An 18,711-nucleotide genomic window follows, 5' to 3' on the forward strand; every position below is an offset into this window, starting at 1 on the left:
GACAGGCTCACCATGAGGTCTACTGAATATGCACGATTATGAAGTAGACCTCATCCTGAGCCAGTCGAAGGATGAGGGCGTGCCCCGGTGCTGCCATTGATGAAATCAACGCGAGCCCTGTCGCTCCTGCTCATTGGGCTGGGCGCGCTTGTCTATGCTGCCATCGCCCAGCCATTGCCCTATCACGTCGATCCCAGCGCGCGCGAAATCCTGCCGGCGACCAATGCCGTGCCGGCCATCCGCTTTCTCACCTCCTCCGATTTTCCGCCCTTCAACTTTCGCGATAGCGGCGGCGAATTGATCGGCTTCAATATCGATCTGGCCAAACGCATCTGTTCCGAGGTCAATGTCGCCTGCACCATTCAGGCTTGGCCTTGGGATCAGGCAGCCAATGCGCTGGCCGACAACCAGGGCGATGCACTGATCGCCGGGCTAGAAATGTCGCCCGACAATGGCGCGCTGTTTGATTTTTCTGCGACCTATCTCGAACTGCCCGGCCGCTTCGTGACCCGCGCCGCCGATACCGCCGCCTTCGATCCAACCAAGCTGGCAGGAAAGACCGTTGCCGTGCGCAAGGGCAGCGCGCATGAAGCGTTTTTGAAGCGCTACATTCCCCGCGCCAAGCTTTCCGAATTTGCCAATGAGGTTGAAGCCCTGGCCGCAGTCCAATCCAGCGCTGCCGACCTGTTCTTTGGCGACGCCATGCGCGCCTCGTTCTGGCTCAACGAAAATCTCGATTGCTGTGCCTTTGCTGGCGACGCCTATTTCCGGCCGACCCAGTTTGGCGAGGGTCTCGCCATCGCCGTGCCTGCCGGCGCCGACCCCGTCCGCCACGCCATCGACTGGGCGCTGGTGCGCCTGAAAAACAATGGCACGCTGGACGAGTTGTACCTGCGCTGGTTCCCGGTTGGGTTTTATTAGGGCAGGGCCCACACATCACCTCAAACAAACACCGCGCTGCCCTCGGATCAGGTCCGAGGGCAGCGCGGTGGGTGGGGATCTGGCGAAGTCAGTCTCACCTAACGGAGGCCTTTACACCGAGATTTCGGCGTTCGCAGCGTCTGCCCCCGTCACTGCGTCATTCCCGCGAAAGCGGGAATCTCCCTTCCCTATGCAACAAAGCATAAGGGGGATTCCCGCTTTCGCGGGAATGACGTCGCGGGTGATATGAAGTCCACGCACTCTACCCCGGCAAGCGCCGGTTGCGTGCCCGCGCAGCCACTTCAATTGCAGCCGTCGTCAGGCGATCAAGGTCCAGCTTATCGCGCAGCAATTCGAGGAAGCGCAGTTCTTCCTGCTCCAAAAACAGATCGACTGCGGTGACTTCGACCGACACGGCATAAGCGGTGTCCTGCAATTTTGCCGGCAGGGCGGCAATCGCGTCGTCCACCACATGATCAAGCCCGTTGGGCTGGTTGAGCTTGTCGGCGCATTCATTAGCGACGGCGGCAAAGCGCGATCTGTCAAAGCCCTCAAACACCGGCATCCGCTCGATCAGAGCCTGAATGCGGGTCAGTTCCTTGTCGGTCATCGTCGTGTCGGACGATGCGGCAACCAGCATCAGATGGATCAGCGCGTCATGGGCAGAAAGGGTCATGGCAGCTTCCGAAAAGAGGACGTATCGCAACACATAGGTACGCTCACAGCGCTTGCCTAGCATTGCCAGCGTTGACGACGCGGCTCAGCAATGCAACACACCACCTCTCTGCCCCTCTTGGAAGGTCATAACCCTTGTCGTCCGCCCATTTGCCTCAGCTCGATCCTGCGTTTTTTGACGCTGCCCAAACCGCCCGCGCCTGGCCGTTTGAGGAAGCCCGAAAACTGGTGAAACGGCTTGAGAAATCGGGCAAGGGCGAAGCCCTGTTCGAGACCGGCTATGGCCCCTCGGGCCTGCCCCATATTGGTACCTTCGGCGAAGTCGCCCGCACCACCATGGTGCGCACGGCATTCCGCCTTTTGACCCGCGACGAGATTCCGACCCGGTTGCTCTGCTTCTCGGACGATCTCGACGGCATGCGCAAGATTCCGGACAACGTGCCCTCCAAGGAGGCCATGGAACCGCATTTGCAAAAGCCGCTGACGTCGGTGCCCGATCCCTGGACCAATGAATATCCAAGCTTTGGCGACCACAACAATGCCATGCTGCGCCGGTTCCTCGACACCTTCGGGTTCGACTACGAGTTCGCCAGCGCCACCGAATATTATCGCTCGGGCAAGTTCGACGCCGTGCTGCTGCGCGCCGCCGAGCGCTATGATGACATCATGAAGGTCATGCTGCCAACGCTGGGTGCCGAGCGTCAGGCAACCTACTCGCCTTTCCTGCCGATCTCCCCGATTTCGGGCCGCGTGCTCTACGTGCCAATGAAGGAAGTCAACGCCAAGGACGGCACGATTACCTTCACCGACGAAGACGGTCGCGACACCACGGTGCCGGTCACGGGTGGCCATGTGAAGCTGCAGTGGAAGCCCGACTTCGGCATGCGCTGGGCTGCGCTCGGCGTCGATTTCGAAATGTTCGGCAAGGATCACCAGACCAATGCGCCGATCTACGACAAGATCTGCGAAATCCTCGGTGGTACGGCCCCTGAGCACTATGTCTATGAGCTGTTCCTCGACAGCGAAGGCCAGAAGATCTCCAAGTCCAAGGGCAATGGCCTGACGATTGACGAGTGGCTGACCTATGCGAGCAATGACAGCCTGGGCCTCTACATGTTCCAGAAGCCGCGTACGGCCAAGCGGCTGCACTTCGATGTCATCCCGCGCGCCGTCGATGAGTACTACGCTTTTGTCGCGGCCTATCAGGGCCAGGACATTGCTGCGCGTCTGGAAAACCCGGCCTTCCACGTCCACTACGGCACCGTGCCAAACCCCGAAGTGCCGCTGAGCTTTGCGCTGCTGCTCAATCTGGTGGCAACGGCCAATGCCGAAGACACCAAGGTGATGTGGGGCTTTATCTCGCGTTACCTCAAGGGCGCAACGGCCGAGACCCATCCGGAGATCGACCGTCTGGCGGGCTATGCGGTTCGGTACTTCAACGACAAGGTCAAGCCGGCAAAGACCTATCGCGCGCCGACCGAGCAGGAACGCGCGGCGCTGCAGGATCTTTACGATCAGCTGGCCGACTACGAAGGCTCCACCGATGGTGGTGCGTTGCAGGATCTGGTTTATGCCATCGGCAATGCCCACAAGTTCGAGCCGCTGCGGGACTGGTTCAAGGCGATCTACCAGGTGCTGCTGGGCGACGATCAGGGCCCACGCTTCGGCTCGTTTATCGCGCTGTTCGGCGTCGCAGAGACGCGCAAACTGATAGAAGATGCGCTAGCCGGTAAGATGCTGAAAGCCTGAATAATGCGAGTGCGGGCTGAGACAGTCCTCGCGCAGGAATAATCCACACCCTCGGGTTCACCCCGGGGGTGTTTTGTTTTTGGCCAAGTGAAGAGCCCTCGGGTCAGGCCCGAGGGTGACGACTGCGGGATTGGAGTGCGGACCCGCGCAGTGGCCAAGGGTAGACTCCGAAACGCGGCTCTCCAACATCCCCATCACAAAGACCAACCCCATCCCGGATCGTCACCCTCGGGCGTGACCCGAGGGCGTTTTGGGGAGGCCGCAGCTCAAAGTTGCTTCCTAAAATACACAACCCGCTGAGTTTCCTCGAAGCCAAGCGCCTCATGCATCTGATGGCTTTGCGTGTTGTTGATGTCTGCGTCGGACGCCAGTTGCGTGTAGCCTCGCTGGCGCACCCAATCGGCCACGGCATCGACCAGCTTCCCGGCAATCCCCGTACGCCGATGCTCAGGCACCACGTAAATCCCCTCAAGGAACCCCACGGGCGAGGTATCGCAGCCGTTTACGAAGTCGTGGCGGATGCTGGCCTCGGCAAATCCGATGGCGGCGCCAGCCGTGTCGCGGGCGATCAACGTCAGGGTGTCTCCCGGTGCCGCAAGGTAGTCGGCGATGTCGGCGACGTGCTCGGCGATGTCATGACTGGGCCACAGGGCTTGGCGCATAGCGGCCCAATCCGTCGCGTCCGCTGGAGAGGCCGTCGCGATGATCATTGGCTGGCCCAGATGATGCGGGCGATCCATTCGATATCGGAAATGTCGATCAGGCGCGGCCCGAAGGCGGGATTGATCGAATGCAGCTCGATCTGCTTGGCGCTCTGGCGGGCAAGGATTTTGGCCATGACTTCGCCATCGCTGGTCTTGACCACAACGCGGTCGCCCCGGCGCACCTGCTCGGTGGGCGAAACGACAATGCGGTCGCCCTCGCGATAGAGCGGCTCCATGGAATCGCCCTGCACTTCGAGCGCATAGATGCCCGCTTCCCCGGGGGAGGGCAGGGTGATCTCGTCCCAGCCTTGCCCCGCCGGAAAACCAGCGCTGTCAAAAAAACCACCCGAACCAGCCTGCGCCAGACCCAGAAGCGGCACGGTCCGGATTGGGCCATTGTCATTGAGCTGCATGAAGGCGCCGGTGCCATTGAGGAAAGAATCAAAGCTCTCTCCGGTGGCTTCGAGAATTTTCGAAATACTTTCGGTGGAGGGCCAGCGTTCACGCCCGTCCTTGCTGATGCGTTTGGAGACGTTGAAGGCGGTGGCATCCAGGCCCGCAAGCCTTGCCAAAGCGGACACGGAGTGACCGTGCCGCCGCGCCAGCGCATCGATGCCGTCCCATATTGCGCGGTGTGAGAGCATTAAAGAGCCAATTAAACGAGAGGAATGAAATCTTAAAATCGGAAAGAAGTCCTAAAATACAGGCCGCGCGCCCCCTTGTAAAGAGCATCGCGGAGCGCTTGCGGCGCGTGGTCCCCGCCATTAGGGTCGCGCCCATGAGCACGCCAGAATTGATCTACAAAATCGCCACCGAAGCCGCCTTTACGCCCGCCCGCCATGCCGACAGTTTTGCCGGCATGCCCATCGACGCAAACGACGGCTACATGCATTTTTCGACCGCCGAACAGCTTTCCGAAACGCTGCGTCTGCACTTCGCCGGGCAAGCCGATCTGGTGCTGCTGGCGGTGCGTACGGCCGATATCGCGGCTGATCTGGTGTGGGAGGCGTCGCGCGGTGGCGCGCTGTTCCCCCATCTCTATGACCGTCCGCTGCCCGCCAGCGCCATCGCCTGGGAAGCGCCGCTCAGCGTTGCCGCTGACGGGTCCTGCACTTTGCCTGAGGCCGTTCGATGATCCTGTCTGCTTTCTCTCCGCTGCTGCGCATTCCGGCGCTGTCTGGCCTCACGCGTGAAGCCCTGCTCAAGATGGATGCCGAAACGGCCCATAGCGCGACCATCACTGCGCTGCGTCTGGGCCTCGCGCCCGAGCAGACCCATCCTGATGGCGCCGAGCTGAAGTCGAGCTTCTGCGGCATTGATCTCAGCAATCCCATCGGCATGGCCGCTGGCTTTGACAAGAATGCCGAAGTGCCGCGCCCGCTGGCCCGGCTGGGCTTTGGTCTTGTCGAAATCGGCACGGTGACGCCACGCCCGCAGTCGGGCAATCCCAAGCCGCGCCTGTTCCGCGTCTTCCCGTCCGAAGGCGTCGTCAACCGCATGGGCTTTAACAATGAGGGCCATGAAGCCGCCTTCGCGCGTCTCAAGGGCCTGCGTGTGCCAGCGGCTTTGGGCGTCAATATCGGGGCCAACAAGGACAGCGAGGATTTCGTTGCCGACTATGTGCTTGGTGTCGAGCGCTTTGCCGATCTGGCCGATTATCTGACGGTCAACGTCTCCTCGCCCAATACGCCCGGCCTGCGCAATTTGCAGGCTGACGAAGCCCTGCGCCGCCTCCTCGGTGAAGTGCTGGCCGCGCGCGCCAAGGCTAACACCCGCGTACCGGTGCTGCTCAAGATCGCGCCTGATCTGGATGAAGCGGCGCTCGACGCCATCGCCGCCGTTGTGCTGGCGACTGATCTTGACGGGCTGATCGTCTCAAACACCACCATCACCCGTGACGGGGTAGCGGGCCAGACCAATGCCAGCGAAACCGGCGGGCTCTCCGGCAAGCCGCTGTTCAACCTCTCGACGCAGAAGCTGGCACAGGTCCGCCAGCGCGTTGGTGACCTACCGATCATCGGTGTGGGTGGCATCCATTCGGCGCAGTCTGCTGTGGCCAAGTTCGAGGCTGGCGCCAATGCGATCCAGCTCTATTCTGCGATGGTGTTTGGGGGGCTGGAACTGCTCGACACCATCAAACGTGGCATGGTCGCGGCCGTTCGCGCCGAGGGCAAAACCAATATCTCCCAGCTCGTCGGCACCAAGACCGCCGACTGGGCCAGCGGCAAGATCTCGCTCTAAAGCAGGCTAGGCGGCGGGGGCGAAGAGCCACGCCTTCCGCCGCTCGATGGCCAGATAGTAATAAACGCCGCGCGCGATAAACCAGAAGTGCAGCGCTGCCCACAGGCCCCAATTGCCGAAGACCGGCTGTAAGGCCAAAGCCGCCAGCAGGAACACGCCAAGCGACACCACCATGCCGTTGCGCATGACGCTGTTGAGCGTCGTGCCGACCAGAATGCCGTCATAGAGGAAGGCCGGCATGAAGATCACCGAGCACAGTGCGGCGATCGGCAGATAGGTCAGGGCATAAGCCTGCACTTCGGCATTTGTGGTCATGGCGCCAATGACCCATGGCCCGCTCAGATACCAGCCCAGCCCAAGCGTCAGCGTCAGGCCCAGCCCCCATGCAAAGCTCAGCCGATAGGCTTGGTCAAATGCCGGTCGCCAATTGGCGCCGACGGCCTTGCCGGTCAGCTGTTCAGCGGCCTGCGAAATGCCGTCGAGAAAATACGCCAGCAGCATCAAAAGGTTCAGCAGGATCGCATTGGCCGATAGCGCCACCTCGCCCATGCGTGATCCCTGCGCGGCAAACCAGGCATAGGCGCCCATCAGCGCCATCGAGCGGATCATCAGGTCGCGGCTGAGGCCAAACATGCGCTTGAGCGCGGTGGCGTCGCGCAACTCGCCGGGGGCTATCTTGGCGACGATGGCGCCGAACCCACCATAATGGCGCAGCATCACGAAAAGCCCGACTACGGCGGCTGTCGCCTGGGCCAGCACCGTGCTGGTGGCCGCGCCGGTCACGCCCCAATGGAACACATAGACGAACAGGATCGACAGCACGATGTTCACGCCATGCAGCAGCAACTGCAGCATCATGCCGGTCTTGGCCGCGGCGCGACCATAAAACCAGCCGAGCAAGGCATAGTTAATCAGCGAAAACGGCGCCGCCCAGATGCGGTGGTTGAAATACTCGGCCAGCGCAGCGCTGGCCCCGGCCTCGGGCGCCAGAAGCGTCGTCGCCAGCCACAGGATCGGCGCGCTAAGCGCAATCATGACGATGCCAATGCTCACGCCCAGCAGCAGGGCCCGCGTCACATGCAGCAGCCCGTCGCGCGGGTCACGCGCGCCAACGGCCTGCGCCGTCAGCCCGGCCGTGCCAATGCGCAGGAAATAGGCCAGCGAGAAAATGATGTCGAACAGCAGCGCGCCCAGCACCAGCCCACCCAACATGCCGGCATCACCCAGCCGGCCAATCACCGCAATGTCGATAATGCCCACCAGCGGCTCGGTGATGAATGCCACCGAGGCGGGCAGGGCGATCTTCCACACATCGGCGTGGCGCACGGTAAAGGGATGCTGGGGGCGGGGCGTGGTCATGACATGAGGAATCGCGTGGCTGGAACGCTCGTCTAGCACGGATTGTGTGACGGCGGGATCGGAGTACCCCCACCTAGCCTCCCCCTGATAGGGGGAGGAATTCGCTTTGGGCATGGGCACCAACGCACCCAATACACCGGCCGGTTCCTCCCCCTTTTCAGGGGGAGGCTAGGTGGGGGTACCCTTACTGCGCCACATCCATCTCGATCACCACATCAGCCCGATCCTGCGACAGGGTCACCAGATCAAAATTGGGCATATCGTTGCGCTCGATATGGGCGCGGTTGCGCTCTTCGGTGAAGAGGCCCTCTTCGCCGTGGCGCTTGAGCAGCCGGGCCTTCACCAGATCGCGCGGCACATCGACGAACACCGAATAGTCCAGCAGTGGCTTGACCCCGGCCCATGGGCCTTCGGTGAGCAGCAGGTAATTGCCCTCGACGATCAGCACGCGCACGTCGGCGGGGATGGTGAAGGCGTTCTCCACCACGTCCTCGATCTTGCGGGAGTAGGCTGGTCCGCTGATATCGCCATCCGCCACCTTGAGCCGATGCAGGAAATTGACGAACTCCGCCCCTTCGAAGGTGTGCGGCGCGCCTTTGTAATCCACCTGCCCCATGGCCTCGAGCTTGGCGTGGCGCATGTGAAAACCATCCATGGGCACCAGAGCTGCGCTGCCGGGATGGGTGGCGTTGATCATGGTCACCAGCTCGGCGGCCAGCGTCGACTTGCCCGAGCCGGGGCCACCGGCAATGCCGATGGCAATGCGGCGATGGGCCTGGCTTTCCATGTCAACGATATGCGGAACCAGCCGCGACAAAGCCTGCTGCGGCGTAAGTTTAACGCGGTCCATCAGCGTCCCTTGGTCAGGCGAAGGATCAGCCAGATCGGCAGCACAAGTGCAGCGCCGGTCACGATATAGGTGCCGATGTCGCCGAACACGCCAAGTCCGTCGCGCAGCACATTGCGGAACATTTCGAGCGTGCCCTCGAAGATGTCGCGCGCGCTGACCCCAAAGACGCTCATCAGAAAGCCGACAACCAGCGACATCAGCACCAGGCGGATGATCACGCCGCTCGGCTTGTCGCCCAACAGGCGCTCAAGCAAGGGGCGGTGGTAGACGTCGCGTTTGGGTTCGTCGCTCAAGGCTGTTCTCCAACTGGCTCTGTCGGTGGTGTCGCCGATCATATAGTCTCTTTTATGATTTGCAGAAGAGTTGTCCTTGTTGAGCTCGTGCACGCCCCATACCCCCACCCCGCCTCCCCCTGATGAGGGGGAGGAGCCAATCGAGTTTGGGGCGCTATCAGTTCACCAGCACCACACAGTTCCTCCCCCTGTTCAGGGGGAGGTTAGGTGGGGGTACTCTTGACTGACCTTCCTCCCGTCATCACCGACTGGTTCGCCGCAAAGGGTTGGGCGCCGCGTGAGCATCAGCTGGCGGTGCTGGAGAGCTGGCATGCCAAGGCCTCGGCGCTGCTGATTGCCCCCACAGGTGCCGGCAAAACGCTGGCCGGGTTTCTGCCGACGCTGAGCGATCTGGTGGACGGGGAGTTCGAGGGCCTGCACACGCTCTATATTTCCCCGCTCAAGGCTCTCGCTGTCGACGTGGCGCGCAACCTGACGACGCCGATCGCGGAAATGGGCCTGCCCATCAAGGTCGAAACCCGCACGGGTGACACGCCTGCCTCCCGCCGCGCCCGCCAACGGGTCAAGCCGCCCCATATTCTGCTGACCACGCCGGAACAGATCGCGCTGCTGCTCAGCCATCCGCAGGCCGAACTGCTGTTCGGCTCGCTCCGTCGCATCGTGCTCGACGAATTGCATGCGCTGGTGACCAGCAAGCGCGGCGAACTGCTGTCGCTGGCCCTGGCGCGGCTGGCCAAGCTCGCGCCCGATCTGCGCATCACCGCGCTCAGCGCCACCGTGGCCCGGCCCGATCTGTTGCGCGACTGGATCGCGCAGCCATTGCCGGACAAGCCAACCCATCTCTTGACCACGTCCGGCGGTGCGCCGCCCGTGCTCGAAATTCTCGACACCAGCCAGCGCCTGCCCTGGGCCGGGCACTCGGCCAATTACGCCCACCACGATCTCTACGAGACCATCAAGCTGCACAAAACCACGCTGCTCTTCGTCAATACGCGCAGCCAGGCCGAGATGCTGTTTCAGGGCCTTTGGGCCATCAATGACGACATGCTGCCGATTGCCCTGCATCATGGCTCGCTCTCGGTCGAGCAGCGCCGCAAGGTCGAAAGCGCCATGGTCGAGGGCAGGCTCAAGGCGGTGGTCTGTACCTCGACGCTCGATCTGGGCATCGACTGGGGCGATGTCGATCTGGTGGTGCAAGTGGGCGCGCCCAAGGGCAGCTCGCGCATGCTGCAGCGCATTGGCCGGGCCAATCACCGGCTCGATGAACCGTCCAAGGCCCTCTTGGTGCCGTCCAATCGTTTCGAGGTGCTGGAGTGCGAAGCGGCGCTGGAAGCCGTCGCGGAAAGTCATCAGGACAGCGAAGACCCCATCACGGGTGGCTATGATGTGCTGGCCCAGCATGTTCTTGGCATGGCCTGTGCCGAGCCGTTTCTGGCCGATGAGCTGTTTGAGGAAATCCGCCGCGCCTGGCCCTATCGCGATCTGCCGCGCGCCCAGTTTGACCGGGTGCTCGATTTCGTCGCCACTGGCGGCTATGCGCTGCGCGCCTATGAGCGCTATGCACGGCTGAAGAAAACCGAGGACGGCCATTGGCGCATCGCCAATCCGCAGGTCGCCCAGCAGTACCGGCTCAATATCGGCACCATTGTTGAAGAGCCCATGGTGCGCGTGAGACTGGTGCGTGGCAGGGGCTTCAAAAAGGGCCAGACCACCGGACCCATCGGCGCGGGCGGGCGCGTGCTGGGGGAAATGGAGGAATATTTCTTCGGCACCCTGCTGATCGGCGACACCTTCATGTTCGGCGGCGAAATCGTCGCCTTTGAGGGCATGAAGGACAATGAGGCCTTCGTCAGCCGGGCGCAGGCCAGCGATCCCAAAATCCCATCCTATATGGGTGGCCGGTTTCCGCTCTCGACCTATCTGGCCGAGCGCGTCCGCCGCATCATGGATAGCCCTGAGGAATGGACCAAGCTGCCCGATCAGGTCAGCGACTGGCTGCGCCTGCAGCGCGATATTTCAGTACTGCCCCGGCGCGACAGCCTGCTGGTCGAAACCTTCCCGCGCGGCGCGCAGAACTACATGGTCTGCTATCCCTTCGAGGGGCGTTTGGCGCACCAGACCCTGGGCATGCTGTTGACCCGACGGCTTGAGCGCGCCCGCGCCCGGCCTCTGGGGTTCATCGCTTCCGAATATGCCTTGGCCATCTGGGGACTGGGCGATCTCTCGGGATTGATCCGCACCGACCGGCTTTCCCTCGATGATCTCTTTTCCGAGGACATGCTGGGCGATGATCTCGAAGACTGGCTCGACGAGTCCGCCCTGATGAAGCGCACCTTCCGCAACTGCGCCATCATCGCCGGGCTGATCGAGCGCCGTCACCCCGGCAAGGAAAAGACCGGGCGGCAGATCACCATGTCGTCGGACCTGATCTATGACGTGCTCTATCAGCACGAGCCCGATCACATCCTCATTCAGGCAACCCGGCATGATGCGGCGCGCGGCTTGCTTGATATCGAGCGGCTGGGCGACATGTTGCGCCGCATTCGCAGCCATATCGTGCACAAGCCGCTGGAGCGGGTTTCCCCGCTGGCCGTGCCCCTCATGCTCGATATCGGCAAGGAGCCCATTTTCGGGGAAGGCCGCGAATCGGCTATGGCTGATGCTGCCGACGAATTGATCCGCGAAGCCATGGGCCAGATTTGAGCCAGCCTCTATATAAAGCCGAGATTACGGAGACCCCGATCTTGCGCTTTGCCGGCCATAATTTTGAACCGCTCCCATCGGGGGCGCTGCATTGGCCGGGCCAGCAAACCTTGCTGGTGGCCGATCTACATCTGGAAAAGATGAGCAGCTTCGCCCGTCGCGGCCAGATGCTGCCGCCCTACGATACCGGCATGACGCTGGCGCGGCTTGAGGCCGATCTGCGCCGCACGGGCGCAAAGCGTCTCATCTCGCTCGGCGACAGCTTTCACCGCGCCGATGCTAGCAGTCTGCTAACGCATTCCGACCGGATGCGACTGGATGCGCTGACCGATATTGTCGATTGCATCTGGCTGTCCGGCAACCACGATCCCGCCCCCCACGCCATCGGCGGCACCTGCCTGCCCGAGCTGGAACTGGCCGGATTGACGCTGACGCACGAGCCCCGACGCGGCGCAGCGGGCCTGATTTCCGGGCATCTCCATCCTGCCGCGCATATTCACATCGAAGGCCGCTCCACCCGCCGCCCGTGCTTCGTCCACGACAACCGCCTGATGATCCTGCCCGCCTATGGCGCATCCACCGGCTCGATCAACATCATGTCGCCAGCCTTCATTGGCCTGTTCAACTGGCCGGGGCTGGAGGTGACGATGCTGGGGAGGGATCGCACCTATCCGGTGAGCCCCAAGCGGCTGGTGCGGGGATAGATTTTTTGCGCGGATACCCCCTCCTAGCCTCCCCCTGATAGGGGGAGGGACACGGCCGGTGGGTTGGGGGAGATCGTGTCCATTCCGCGATGTAGTTCCTCCCCCTTTTCAGGGGGAGGGTAGGAGGGGGTATTCTTTCTCACCCAACTACCGCTTGAACAGCACGCCGCCCAGCCAGCCGGTGACCAGCGCCAGAAGCACGCAGATGATGCCGTAGAGCAGCGGCTGCTGTACTGCAGACAGCGCCAGGAACCGTTCGAAGCCAATCTTGCGCACCGAGAAGCCCTCGGACTTGCGCGCGATGATTTCGCCGTTCTTGAACACATAGGTCAGCGCGATATAGGGGCCCGGTGGGGCATTGCTCGGCAGGGTCAGGCGCGCCGAATAGAAGTTGTCCGACAGGAAGTTGACGCCATTTTCCTGAATGCCGAACAGGCCTTCCTCGGTCATCAGCCGCACCAGTTCGCGGCCGAAAACGGCGCTCTTCCACCAGTCGACGCCACTGGGCATCAGCGTATGCGCCTCGGGCAGGATGTAGTTGGTGGTAAGGGTCGTGACGTCGGTGATGTCCTTAAGCCGTGCACTGGCCAAGACATGGAAATAGCTCGGGAAATTCTTGTATTCGACCTGATCTGTATTGAGCCAGATGCCGAAATTGTGGGTCTTTTGCCGCGCCACCCGGTTCTGGGTTGGGCCAAGCACCACCACGATGGTCTGGAATGGTCCTTCGACAACCTTCTCGGTCGAACCGGCATCGGGCATGATCTGGCCGAAAAAGCTCATGCGCTCGCCGTCAAAGCTCGAGGTGATCTCCACCGTGTCGTTCGATACCTGGGACACAAGGCGGGCCGCGTGGGCCGGCGCCACCAGTCCAAACAGGATCGCGAACAGGGCGAGCAAACGCATCATTGCCGCGCCCCCAGCACCGCCATGCTGAACACGTCGGCCGGAGCCAGCACCAGCGAAAGGCCGAAGCGGATGGCCACGGCCAGCACGAGGATAGCGAGCAACCCGCGCAGCTGTTCGCCGCGCAGATATTTGCCTGCCGAAGCACCAAACTGCGCCCCGGCTGTGCCGCCCACCATCAGGCAGAAGGCGAGCAGGATATCGACGCTCTGGCTTTGCACGGCGTGCAGAATGGTGGTTGCGGCCATCATCGCCACAACCTGCGCCAGCGACGTGCCGATAACGACATTGCCCGGCACGCGCAGCAGGTAGACCAGCGCAGGCACCATGATGAAGCCACCGCCGATACCCAGTAGCGAGCCGACAAAGCCGATGAAAAGCCCGATCACCAGTACCGGCAGGACACTAATATAGAGCCGCGATTTCTTGAACCGCACGCGCATCGGCAGGCCGTGAATCCAGCTGTGCTGATTGGGCAGGCGGTCGCGAACGACGATGCCCTTGCGCTGCTTGAGGATTGCGCGCGTCGATTCAATCAGCATCAGCGTGCCGACAAAGCCGAGCAGGATCAAAAAGCCGAGCGAAATGAAGAGGTCGAGCTGGCCGGCGTCGCGGAGCACGGCGAAGGTCGCCACCCCGCCAAAGGCCCCTAAGACACCCGACAACACCAGATACATTGCCAGATGGAGGTCTATGCCTCCGCGGCGATAGTGACTGAGCGCACCAGAGGTGGACGCGGCCACCACTTGACCGGTCACCGAAGCCACGGCCACCGGCGCCGGAACGCCCGAGAAAATCAGCAGTGGCGTCAGCAAAAAGCCGCCGCCCACGCCGAACAGGCCCGACAGGAATCCCACAGCCGCCCCAATTCCCACAAGGAAAAAGAGGTTCATGGAAAGCTCAGCGATCGGCAGATAAATCTGCAAGATCAAGTCCGTTCACAGATAGGTTGTGCGCTACCCTAACCCGAGGTCTGTCAACAATAGGTCAAAGGCCCCCATCTTCTGATGGGGGCCTTCACTTTTTTGCGTAATGTTTTGAAACAGATCAGACCGGCTGGCTGCCCAGCACGGCGAGCAGGCGCGGATTGACCGCACCGACCTCTGTCATGCCTGTGCCGCGCTCGAAGGCCTTGATGGCATCGGCGGTTTTGGGGCCGGCAACACCATCGGGCGAACCGACATCAAAGCCGAGGCGCGTCAGCGCCTGCTGCACCTTGGACACCACATCGCGGGTCTTGATTGCCTGGCCGGGGTCGAACTTGTCGGTCCAAGTGCCGAGCGGCGCGAAGTTTGCCGCCAGATCGATTGATTCCGCTTTCCAGCCTGCAAGCTCGGCGTTGACCGCGCTGACCGTTTCCGACGACAGGGACTTGGCAATATCGTCGCGCGCCTTGGCGGCATCGGCATCGCCGCTGCGGGCGGCCAGCGAGAACCACTTGTAGGACTGCGAGAAATCCTGCTCGACGCCCAGGCCACGGGCATAGAGCATGCCCAGGTTGAACTGGCTGTCGGTCATGCCGCGGGCAGCTGCCTGCTGGAACCATTCGGCAGCCGCTTCAAACTCCTGCTCGCCCAGCTGACCGCTGGCGTAAAGCGCGGCGAGGTTGTGCATGGACATGCGGTTGCCCGCTTCCGCGCCGCGCTGGTACCAGAGCTTTGCCTGCTCGAGATCCTTGTCGACGCCGGTGCCGCCCTCATAGAGGTTGCCCAGGCGATACTGAGCGGGCACGAAGCCCTGCGCTGCGGAGCGCTCGTACCACTTCGCGGCTTCGGCATAGTCCTGCGTGACCGCACGACCTTCGGTGTAGATGGCGCCAATTTCAAACTGCGCCCGGGCGTCGCCATCGGCGGCGGCCTGACGCAATTCCAGCGGACCAACGCTTTCGGGCGGCAGCTCGAAGGCAATGGCGGCGGGCGTCGCAGGCGTTGCCGGCAGCGCGCTGGGTGGGGTCGCCACCAGTGTCGATGGCATTGCTGTCGACGCTGTTGGCTTGGTGAAGCCAGCGGAGGCAGGAGTGATCGAGCCCACTGCGGTATTGTCGAGCATGTCGATAACGCGCGCTTCGGGCCGCACCAACGACACCTCGTCAGAGGCGGTTGGCGCTGGATTGCTGGCGGGCGCAGGCTCGGTCGGCTCTGGAACGTCGGCGGCCGCAGCGGATGTAGCCGGGGCCGGAGTGGCGTCGCCACCGCTGCGCTGCATGACAAGATTGAGCGCCAGGAGCGACACGGCCACCAGCGCAGCCGAGAGCAGCAGCGGGCGACGGTAACGGATCAGGAAGCTCTGCTGCGTTTCTGTCGTCTCAATGCTGACGTCGCCATCGGTGACCGAAGCGAACTGGGCCGGTTCTGGCGCCGCGACAGGCTCGGCCTTTGGGGCCTTCTTTTCGCGGACGGGCTTGGCAGGCTTTTTGGCCTTGGCCGGCACATCGGGCTGATCGACAACCGCGGGGGCGGCGTCTTTCTCTGGCAGGAAGCGCGACAAGGCGCGGCTGATGGCCGAATTGGCAGACACCGCAGCCGCACCACCATCCTGACGGGCCCGCTGGGCGCGACGAGCAGCGGCAACAAAGGTGCTGGTGCTGTTGTGGGACGCAGGCGCTTCAACCTGCGGCACAGCTTCAGCCGGGCGCGGCGCAAATGGATCCGCTTCTGCCCCGGCAAAGCTCGATTTGGGCCGCGGTGGCAATTCGGCATCGGCGGGGTTGAAGCGCGGTGCAGCCGGGTTCGGGCGTGCGCGATCGGTGCTGCGGGCCTCGATTGCGGTACGCACGGGCGCCAGGTCCTTGAAGCCCGGATCGATCAGCGGCGCATCATCGGCTGGATTGGCCGGCATAGTGTCGCTCTTGGCGGAGAGCTTGGGACCGGCAAGCGCGGTCAGCATCGCCTCGATACGGGCCTCTTCTGCTGGCTCATCAGCGGGTGCGGCGGTTACCGTGGCGGCTGCCGTCGACGCTGCCTTTGCAACAGCCGGTGCGGCCTTGCTGGTCTCAGTCGCGGCCTTGGCCTGACGTGCACTCAGCGTGGCCTCAAGACGGGTCAGGCGCTCAGCCGTTTCCTTGCCAGCCGTGTTGAACAGCGCGGTCATACGGGTTTCGAGTGCACCCATGCTTTCATCGGAAAGCTTGGTGGCGCCGGCTGGTGCGCTGGTCTTGGCGACGGCAGCAGATGTCTTCTCGGCGACGAGATCGGCCAGAGCGTCATAGTCCGGCGTCTTGCCCGCGCTTTTGATCAGCGAGGTCAGGCGATCTTCGATGCTCTTGAGGCTGTCGGGGCCGAACATGGCAACAGGCGAGGGCGACTTGCGGGTCACCGCTTCGCTGGTGCGCTCGGCAACCATGGTGGCCAGAGCCTCGAAATCGGGGCCTTCCTGGTTCGAATACAGCGACGCCAGCGTGTTCAGCTGCGCGCCGGTTTCGTCCATGCGCGCCATCAGCAGCTTGAGCTGGTTTTCGACCTGCGTCGTGTCAGTTGGCACGATGCGGTCGGACAGTGCGTCGATCTGGCTTTCGAGACGCATGAAGCGGGGCTCGATGCCCGACATGACGGCATCGCGCAGATCGGAAATATCTGACTTGAGGCCGGCAATGTCGCGGTTGGAGCTGTCGAGGCCACCAATGCGGGCGGCAATCTCGTCCACCTTACCAATCAGCAGGTCCGGCGCAGCGTCGCGGTCCTTCATCGCCAGGGTGAAGGCCGACAGCTCAGAGGTCAGGCGTTCAAAGTCGTTGGAGCCCAGCGCCACGTTCCGCTCGATGGCGTCGATGCGGTCATAGACATTGCGGACGCTCTGCTCGATTGCGTCCATCACCGGAACCAGCACTTCGGCGCCGTCACGGACGGGCTCGCTGGCCTTGCGCTCCTCGCGCACGATTTCGCGTTCCATCTGCTCAGCCTGCAATTCGGCAAGCTTGCCAACAGTGGCCGAAACGTCGTCGAGGCGATTGTTGATGGTGGAGAGATCGACGCGTGGACCATCTTCGATCATCGCGGCAAGCGCACCGATCTGCGCCTCAAGCCGCTTGACCTGACCAGTCTCGCCGACAGCACCGGCCAGTAGCTCAACCACATGGGTCAGCTGTTCGACCTGCATGGCGACTTCGCGAACGCTGCCATTGCCGCGCTGCGCCTTCAGCTCACCTTCCAGCCGCTCAAGACGGCCCGACAGGCCGGTCACCAGCGAGGTCAGATCGCGCAGTTCCGGCATCTCTGCCGAACGGCGCGCAGGGGCGGGTGCGGAGGCCGACATCTGTCGGCCACGAATTTCGGCGATGGCTGAGCTGAGCGCGTCATGCTCGTCGCTGACCAGAGTGTCGTCGCGTTCGCTGAAGCGATCTACGGCGCGCTTGACGGTGCGGAGCGCCTCGCGGCGACGGACCGTCGGCTCTGGCGTGACCACTTGTTCACGCAGGGAGCGAACGCGTTGTGCAAAGCCGGCCATTGCTGGTTCGGGTTCTTCAACCCGTGCATAGCGCCCCTCGACCTGATCGAGCAGAGCCACGAGTTCGCCGCGCAACGCCTGCCATTCGCCCGGATGAGGCTCATGAGCTGGGTCGGACATATCCGAAAGTGGGTAGGCGCGGGCCATGGTCAGTCCCTGTCATGAGAAGCACTCACCCCGCGATTCAACACGGAGATTAAAGCCTACTCTTGAGAAAACATGGTAAAGAACCCGTTAAATACCCACTCACATTGCGAATCCGACCCCTTCTAAGTGTTGATTATCCGTGATCTCGCGCCGGCTCATAGGGTCTTGTCCTTATCGCTAATGGCTGTCGATTGAGTGATTTGCTAGAGAGGTCTTGCGTGCTCGGGGTTGCCCCGTCGCGCTCGTGCCCTGGGAGAGCCTGTCCATGACCCGCCGTCGTATCATCATCGTCGATGACCATCCTCTGTTCCGCGCCGCCTTGCGCCAGACCCTTTCGGGTGGCGACGCCACGGTCAATGTCGAGGAAGCCGGTGATCTGGCGGGGCTCAGTACCGCCCTTGACGCCGACCGCGATTGCGATCTGGTGCTGCTCGACCTCAACATGCCCGGCGTTCGCGGCTTCTCGGGCCTGCTGCTCTTGCGCGCCCAATACCCTGATATTCCGGTGATGATCATTTCGGCAGTCGAGGACACCACCGTGATTCGTCGCGCCTTCGAGCTTGGCTCGGCTGGCTACCTGCATAAGTCTGTGGGGCCGACTGAAATCCGCCGCGCCATCGAAACCGTGCTGTCAGGCGAAGTGTTCATCCCCGAAGGGACAACGCTTGGTGCCGACGACAGCTATACAGCCTTGATGCGTCGTCTCGCGACCCTCACGCCCCAGCAGGTGCGTGTGCTGATGATGCTCAGCGATGGCCTGATGAACAAGCAGATCGCCTATGAGCTGACGATTTCGGAAGCTACCGTGAAGGCCCACGTTTCGGCCATTCTGCAAAAGCTCGACGTCGACAGCCGCACGCAGGCCGTGATCGCCGCATCGCGCATCGAGGAAGGGCACTTTGAGGCCCTGTTCGCGACGGGTGCCGAGAAGGTTTAGGGTTTCACCCACAGGTCGTCACCCTCGGGCTTGACCCGGACTCTGCATTTGCTGCTGGTCTGCAAGGACCCTCGGGTCG

General features: G+C 62.6%; 16 protein-coding genes. 7 read left to right on the plus strand and 9 right to left on the minus strand.

What is annotated here, in order from left to right:
• The first annotated feature begins 99 nt into the window (after nt 1–99).
• Nucleotides 100–921, plus strand: a complete 822-nt coding sequence (locus WH87_RS16900) for a transporter substrate-binding domain-containing protein (RefSeq protein ID WP_046138971.1) — start codon at nt 100–102, stop codon at nt 919–921.
• A gap of 262 nt (nt 922–1,183) precedes the next feature.
• On the opposite strand, the gene WH87_RS16905 is transcribed toward WH87_RS16900, so the two are convergent.
• Nucleotides 1,184–1,597 (minus strand): tellurite resistance TerB family protein, encoded by a 414-nt coding sequence (locus tag WH87_RS16905; RefSeq protein ID WP_046139712.1) that lies wholly within the window; start codon nt 1,595–1,597, stop codon nt 1,184–1,186.
• A 134-nt stretch (nt 1,598–1,731) separates the two neighbouring features.
• On the opposite strand from WH87_RS16905, the gene WH87_RS16910 reads away from it, so the two are divergent.
• Nucleotides 1,732–3,345, plus strand: coding sequence for a lysine--tRNA ligase (locus WH87_RS16910; RefSeq protein WP_046138970.1), 1,614 nt, complete (start codon nt 1,732–1,734; stop codon nt 3,343–3,345).
• A gap of 266 nt (nt 3,346–3,611) precedes the next feature.
• Here WH87_RS16910 and aac(6') read toward each other — a convergent pair whose 3' ends face one another.
• Nucleotides 3,612–4,055 carry an aminoglycoside 6'-N-acetyltransferase gene (gene aac(6'), locus WH87_RS16915; protein ID WP_046138969.1) on the minus strand — a complete coding sequence of 148 codons (444 nt, stop codon included), beginning with the start codon at nt 4,053–4,055 and terminating at the stop codon, nt 3,612–3,614.
• Nucleotides 4,052–4,693, minus strand: coding sequence for a S24 family peptidase (locus WH87_RS16920; protein ID WP_046138968.1), 642 nt, complete (start codon nt 4,691–4,693; stop codon nt 4,052–4,054). Before WH87_RS16920 ends, aac(6') begins: the two co-directional genes overlap by 4 nt.
• Before the next feature lie 134 nt (nt 4,694–4,827).
• Here WH87_RS16920 and WH87_RS16925 point away from each other — a divergent pair, with 134 nt between their 5' ends.
• Together WH87_RS16925 and WH87_RS16930 are read left to right on the plus strand one after the other, a co-directional pair.
• Nucleotides 4,828–5,184 (plus strand): DUF952 domain-containing protein, encoded by a 357-nt coding sequence (locus WH87_RS16925; RefSeq protein ID WP_046138967.1) that lies wholly within the window; start codon nt 4,828–4,830, stop codon nt 5,182–5,184.
• Nucleotides 5,181–6,290: a quinone-dependent dihydroorotate dehydrogenase gene (locus tag WH87_RS16930; RefSeq protein WP_052726396.1), complete on the plus strand. Its 1,110-nt coding sequence runs from the start codon at nt 5,181–5,183 to the stop codon at nt 6,288–6,290. The genes WH87_RS16925 and WH87_RS16930 overlap by 4 nt, the downstream gene beginning before the upstream one ends.
• A 6-nt stretch (nt 6,291–6,296) precedes the next feature.
• On the opposite strand, the gene WH87_RS16935 is transcribed toward WH87_RS16930, so the two are convergent.
• The 3 genes from WH87_RS16935 to WH87_RS16945 all read right to left on the minus strand — a co-directional run bounded on the left by WH87_RS16935 (nt 6,297) and on the right by WH87_RS16945 (nt 8,792).
• A complete protein-coding gene (locus tag WH87_RS16935; RefSeq protein WP_046138966.1) occupies nt 6,297–7,649 on the minus strand; it encodes an MATE family efflux transporter in 1,353 nt (450 codons plus the stop codon).
• Between the two features lie 184 nt (nt 7,650–7,833).
• Nucleotides 7,834–8,499 (minus strand): nucleoside/nucleotide kinase family protein, encoded by a 666-nt coding sequence (locus WH87_RS16940; RefSeq protein ID WP_052726395.1) that lies wholly within the window; start codon nt 8,497–8,499, stop codon nt 7,834–7,836.
• A complete protein-coding gene (locus tag WH87_RS16945) occupies nt 8,499–8,792 on the minus strand; it encodes a DUF6460 domain-containing protein (RefSeq protein ID WP_156458271.1) in 294 nt (97 codons plus the stop codon). The genes WH87_RS16940 and WH87_RS16945 overlap by 1 nt, the downstream gene beginning before the upstream one ends.
• Before the next feature lie 219 nt (nt 8,793–9,011).
• On the opposite strand from WH87_RS16945, the gene WH87_RS16950 reads away from it, so the two are divergent.
• Together WH87_RS16950 and pdeM are read left to right on the plus strand one after the other, a co-directional pair.
• Complete coding sequence (locus tag WH87_RS16950; protein WP_046138965.1) at nt 9,012–11,495, plus strand: ligase-associated DNA damage response DEXH box helicase; 2,484 nt, start codon at nt 9,012–9,014, stop codon at nt 11,493–11,495.
• Between the two features lie 41 nt (nt 11,496–11,536).
• Entirely contained in the window at nt 11,537–12,199 is a 663-nt protein-coding gene (gene pdeM / locus WH87_RS16955) for a ligase-associated DNA damage response endonuclease PdeM (protein WP_407060055.1), read from the plus strand.
• A gap of 147 nt (nt 12,200–12,346) precedes the next feature.
• Here pdeM and WH87_RS16960 read toward each other — a convergent pair whose 3' ends face one another.
• The 3 genes from WH87_RS16960 to WH87_RS16970 form a co-directional block, all read right to left on the minus strand.
• On the minus strand, nt 12,347–13,108 hold the full coding sequence (locus WH87_RS16960) for a TIGR02186 family protein (RefSeq protein ID WP_046138964.1): 762 nt from the start codon (nt 13,106–13,108) through the stop codon (nt 12,347–12,349).
• Complete coding sequence (locus tag WH87_RS16965) at nt 13,105–14,031, minus strand: sulfite exporter TauE/SafE family protein (RefSeq protein WP_046139707.1); 927 nt, start codon at nt 14,029–14,031, stop codon at nt 13,105–13,107. Before WH87_RS16965 ends, WH87_RS16960 begins: the two co-directional genes overlap by 4 nt.
• A gap of 121 nt (nt 14,032–14,152) precedes the next feature.
• The gene (locus tag WH87_RS16970) at nt 14,153–17,695 is read right to left on the minus strand and encodes a peptidoglycan-binding protein (RefSeq protein ID WP_082092765.1); all 3,543 of its coding nucleotides are present in this window, start codon (nt 17,693–17,695) and stop codon (nt 14,153–14,155) included.
• A 265-nt stretch (nt 17,696–17,960) separates the two neighbouring features.
• Here WH87_RS16970 and WH87_RS16975 point away from each other — a divergent pair, with 265 nt between their 5' ends.
• Nucleotides 17,961–18,632 (plus strand): response regulator, encoded by a 672-nt coding sequence (locus tag WH87_RS16975; RefSeq protein ID WP_046138962.1) that lies wholly within the window; start codon nt 17,961–17,963, stop codon nt 18,630–18,632.
• Nucleotides 18,633–18,711: the final 79 nt, after the last annotated feature.

This window comes from Devosia epidermidihirudinis (assembly GCF_000971295.1).
Lineage (GTDB): Bacteria > Pseudomonadota > Alphaproteobacteria > Rhizobiales > Devosiaceae > Devosia > Devosia epidermidihirudinis.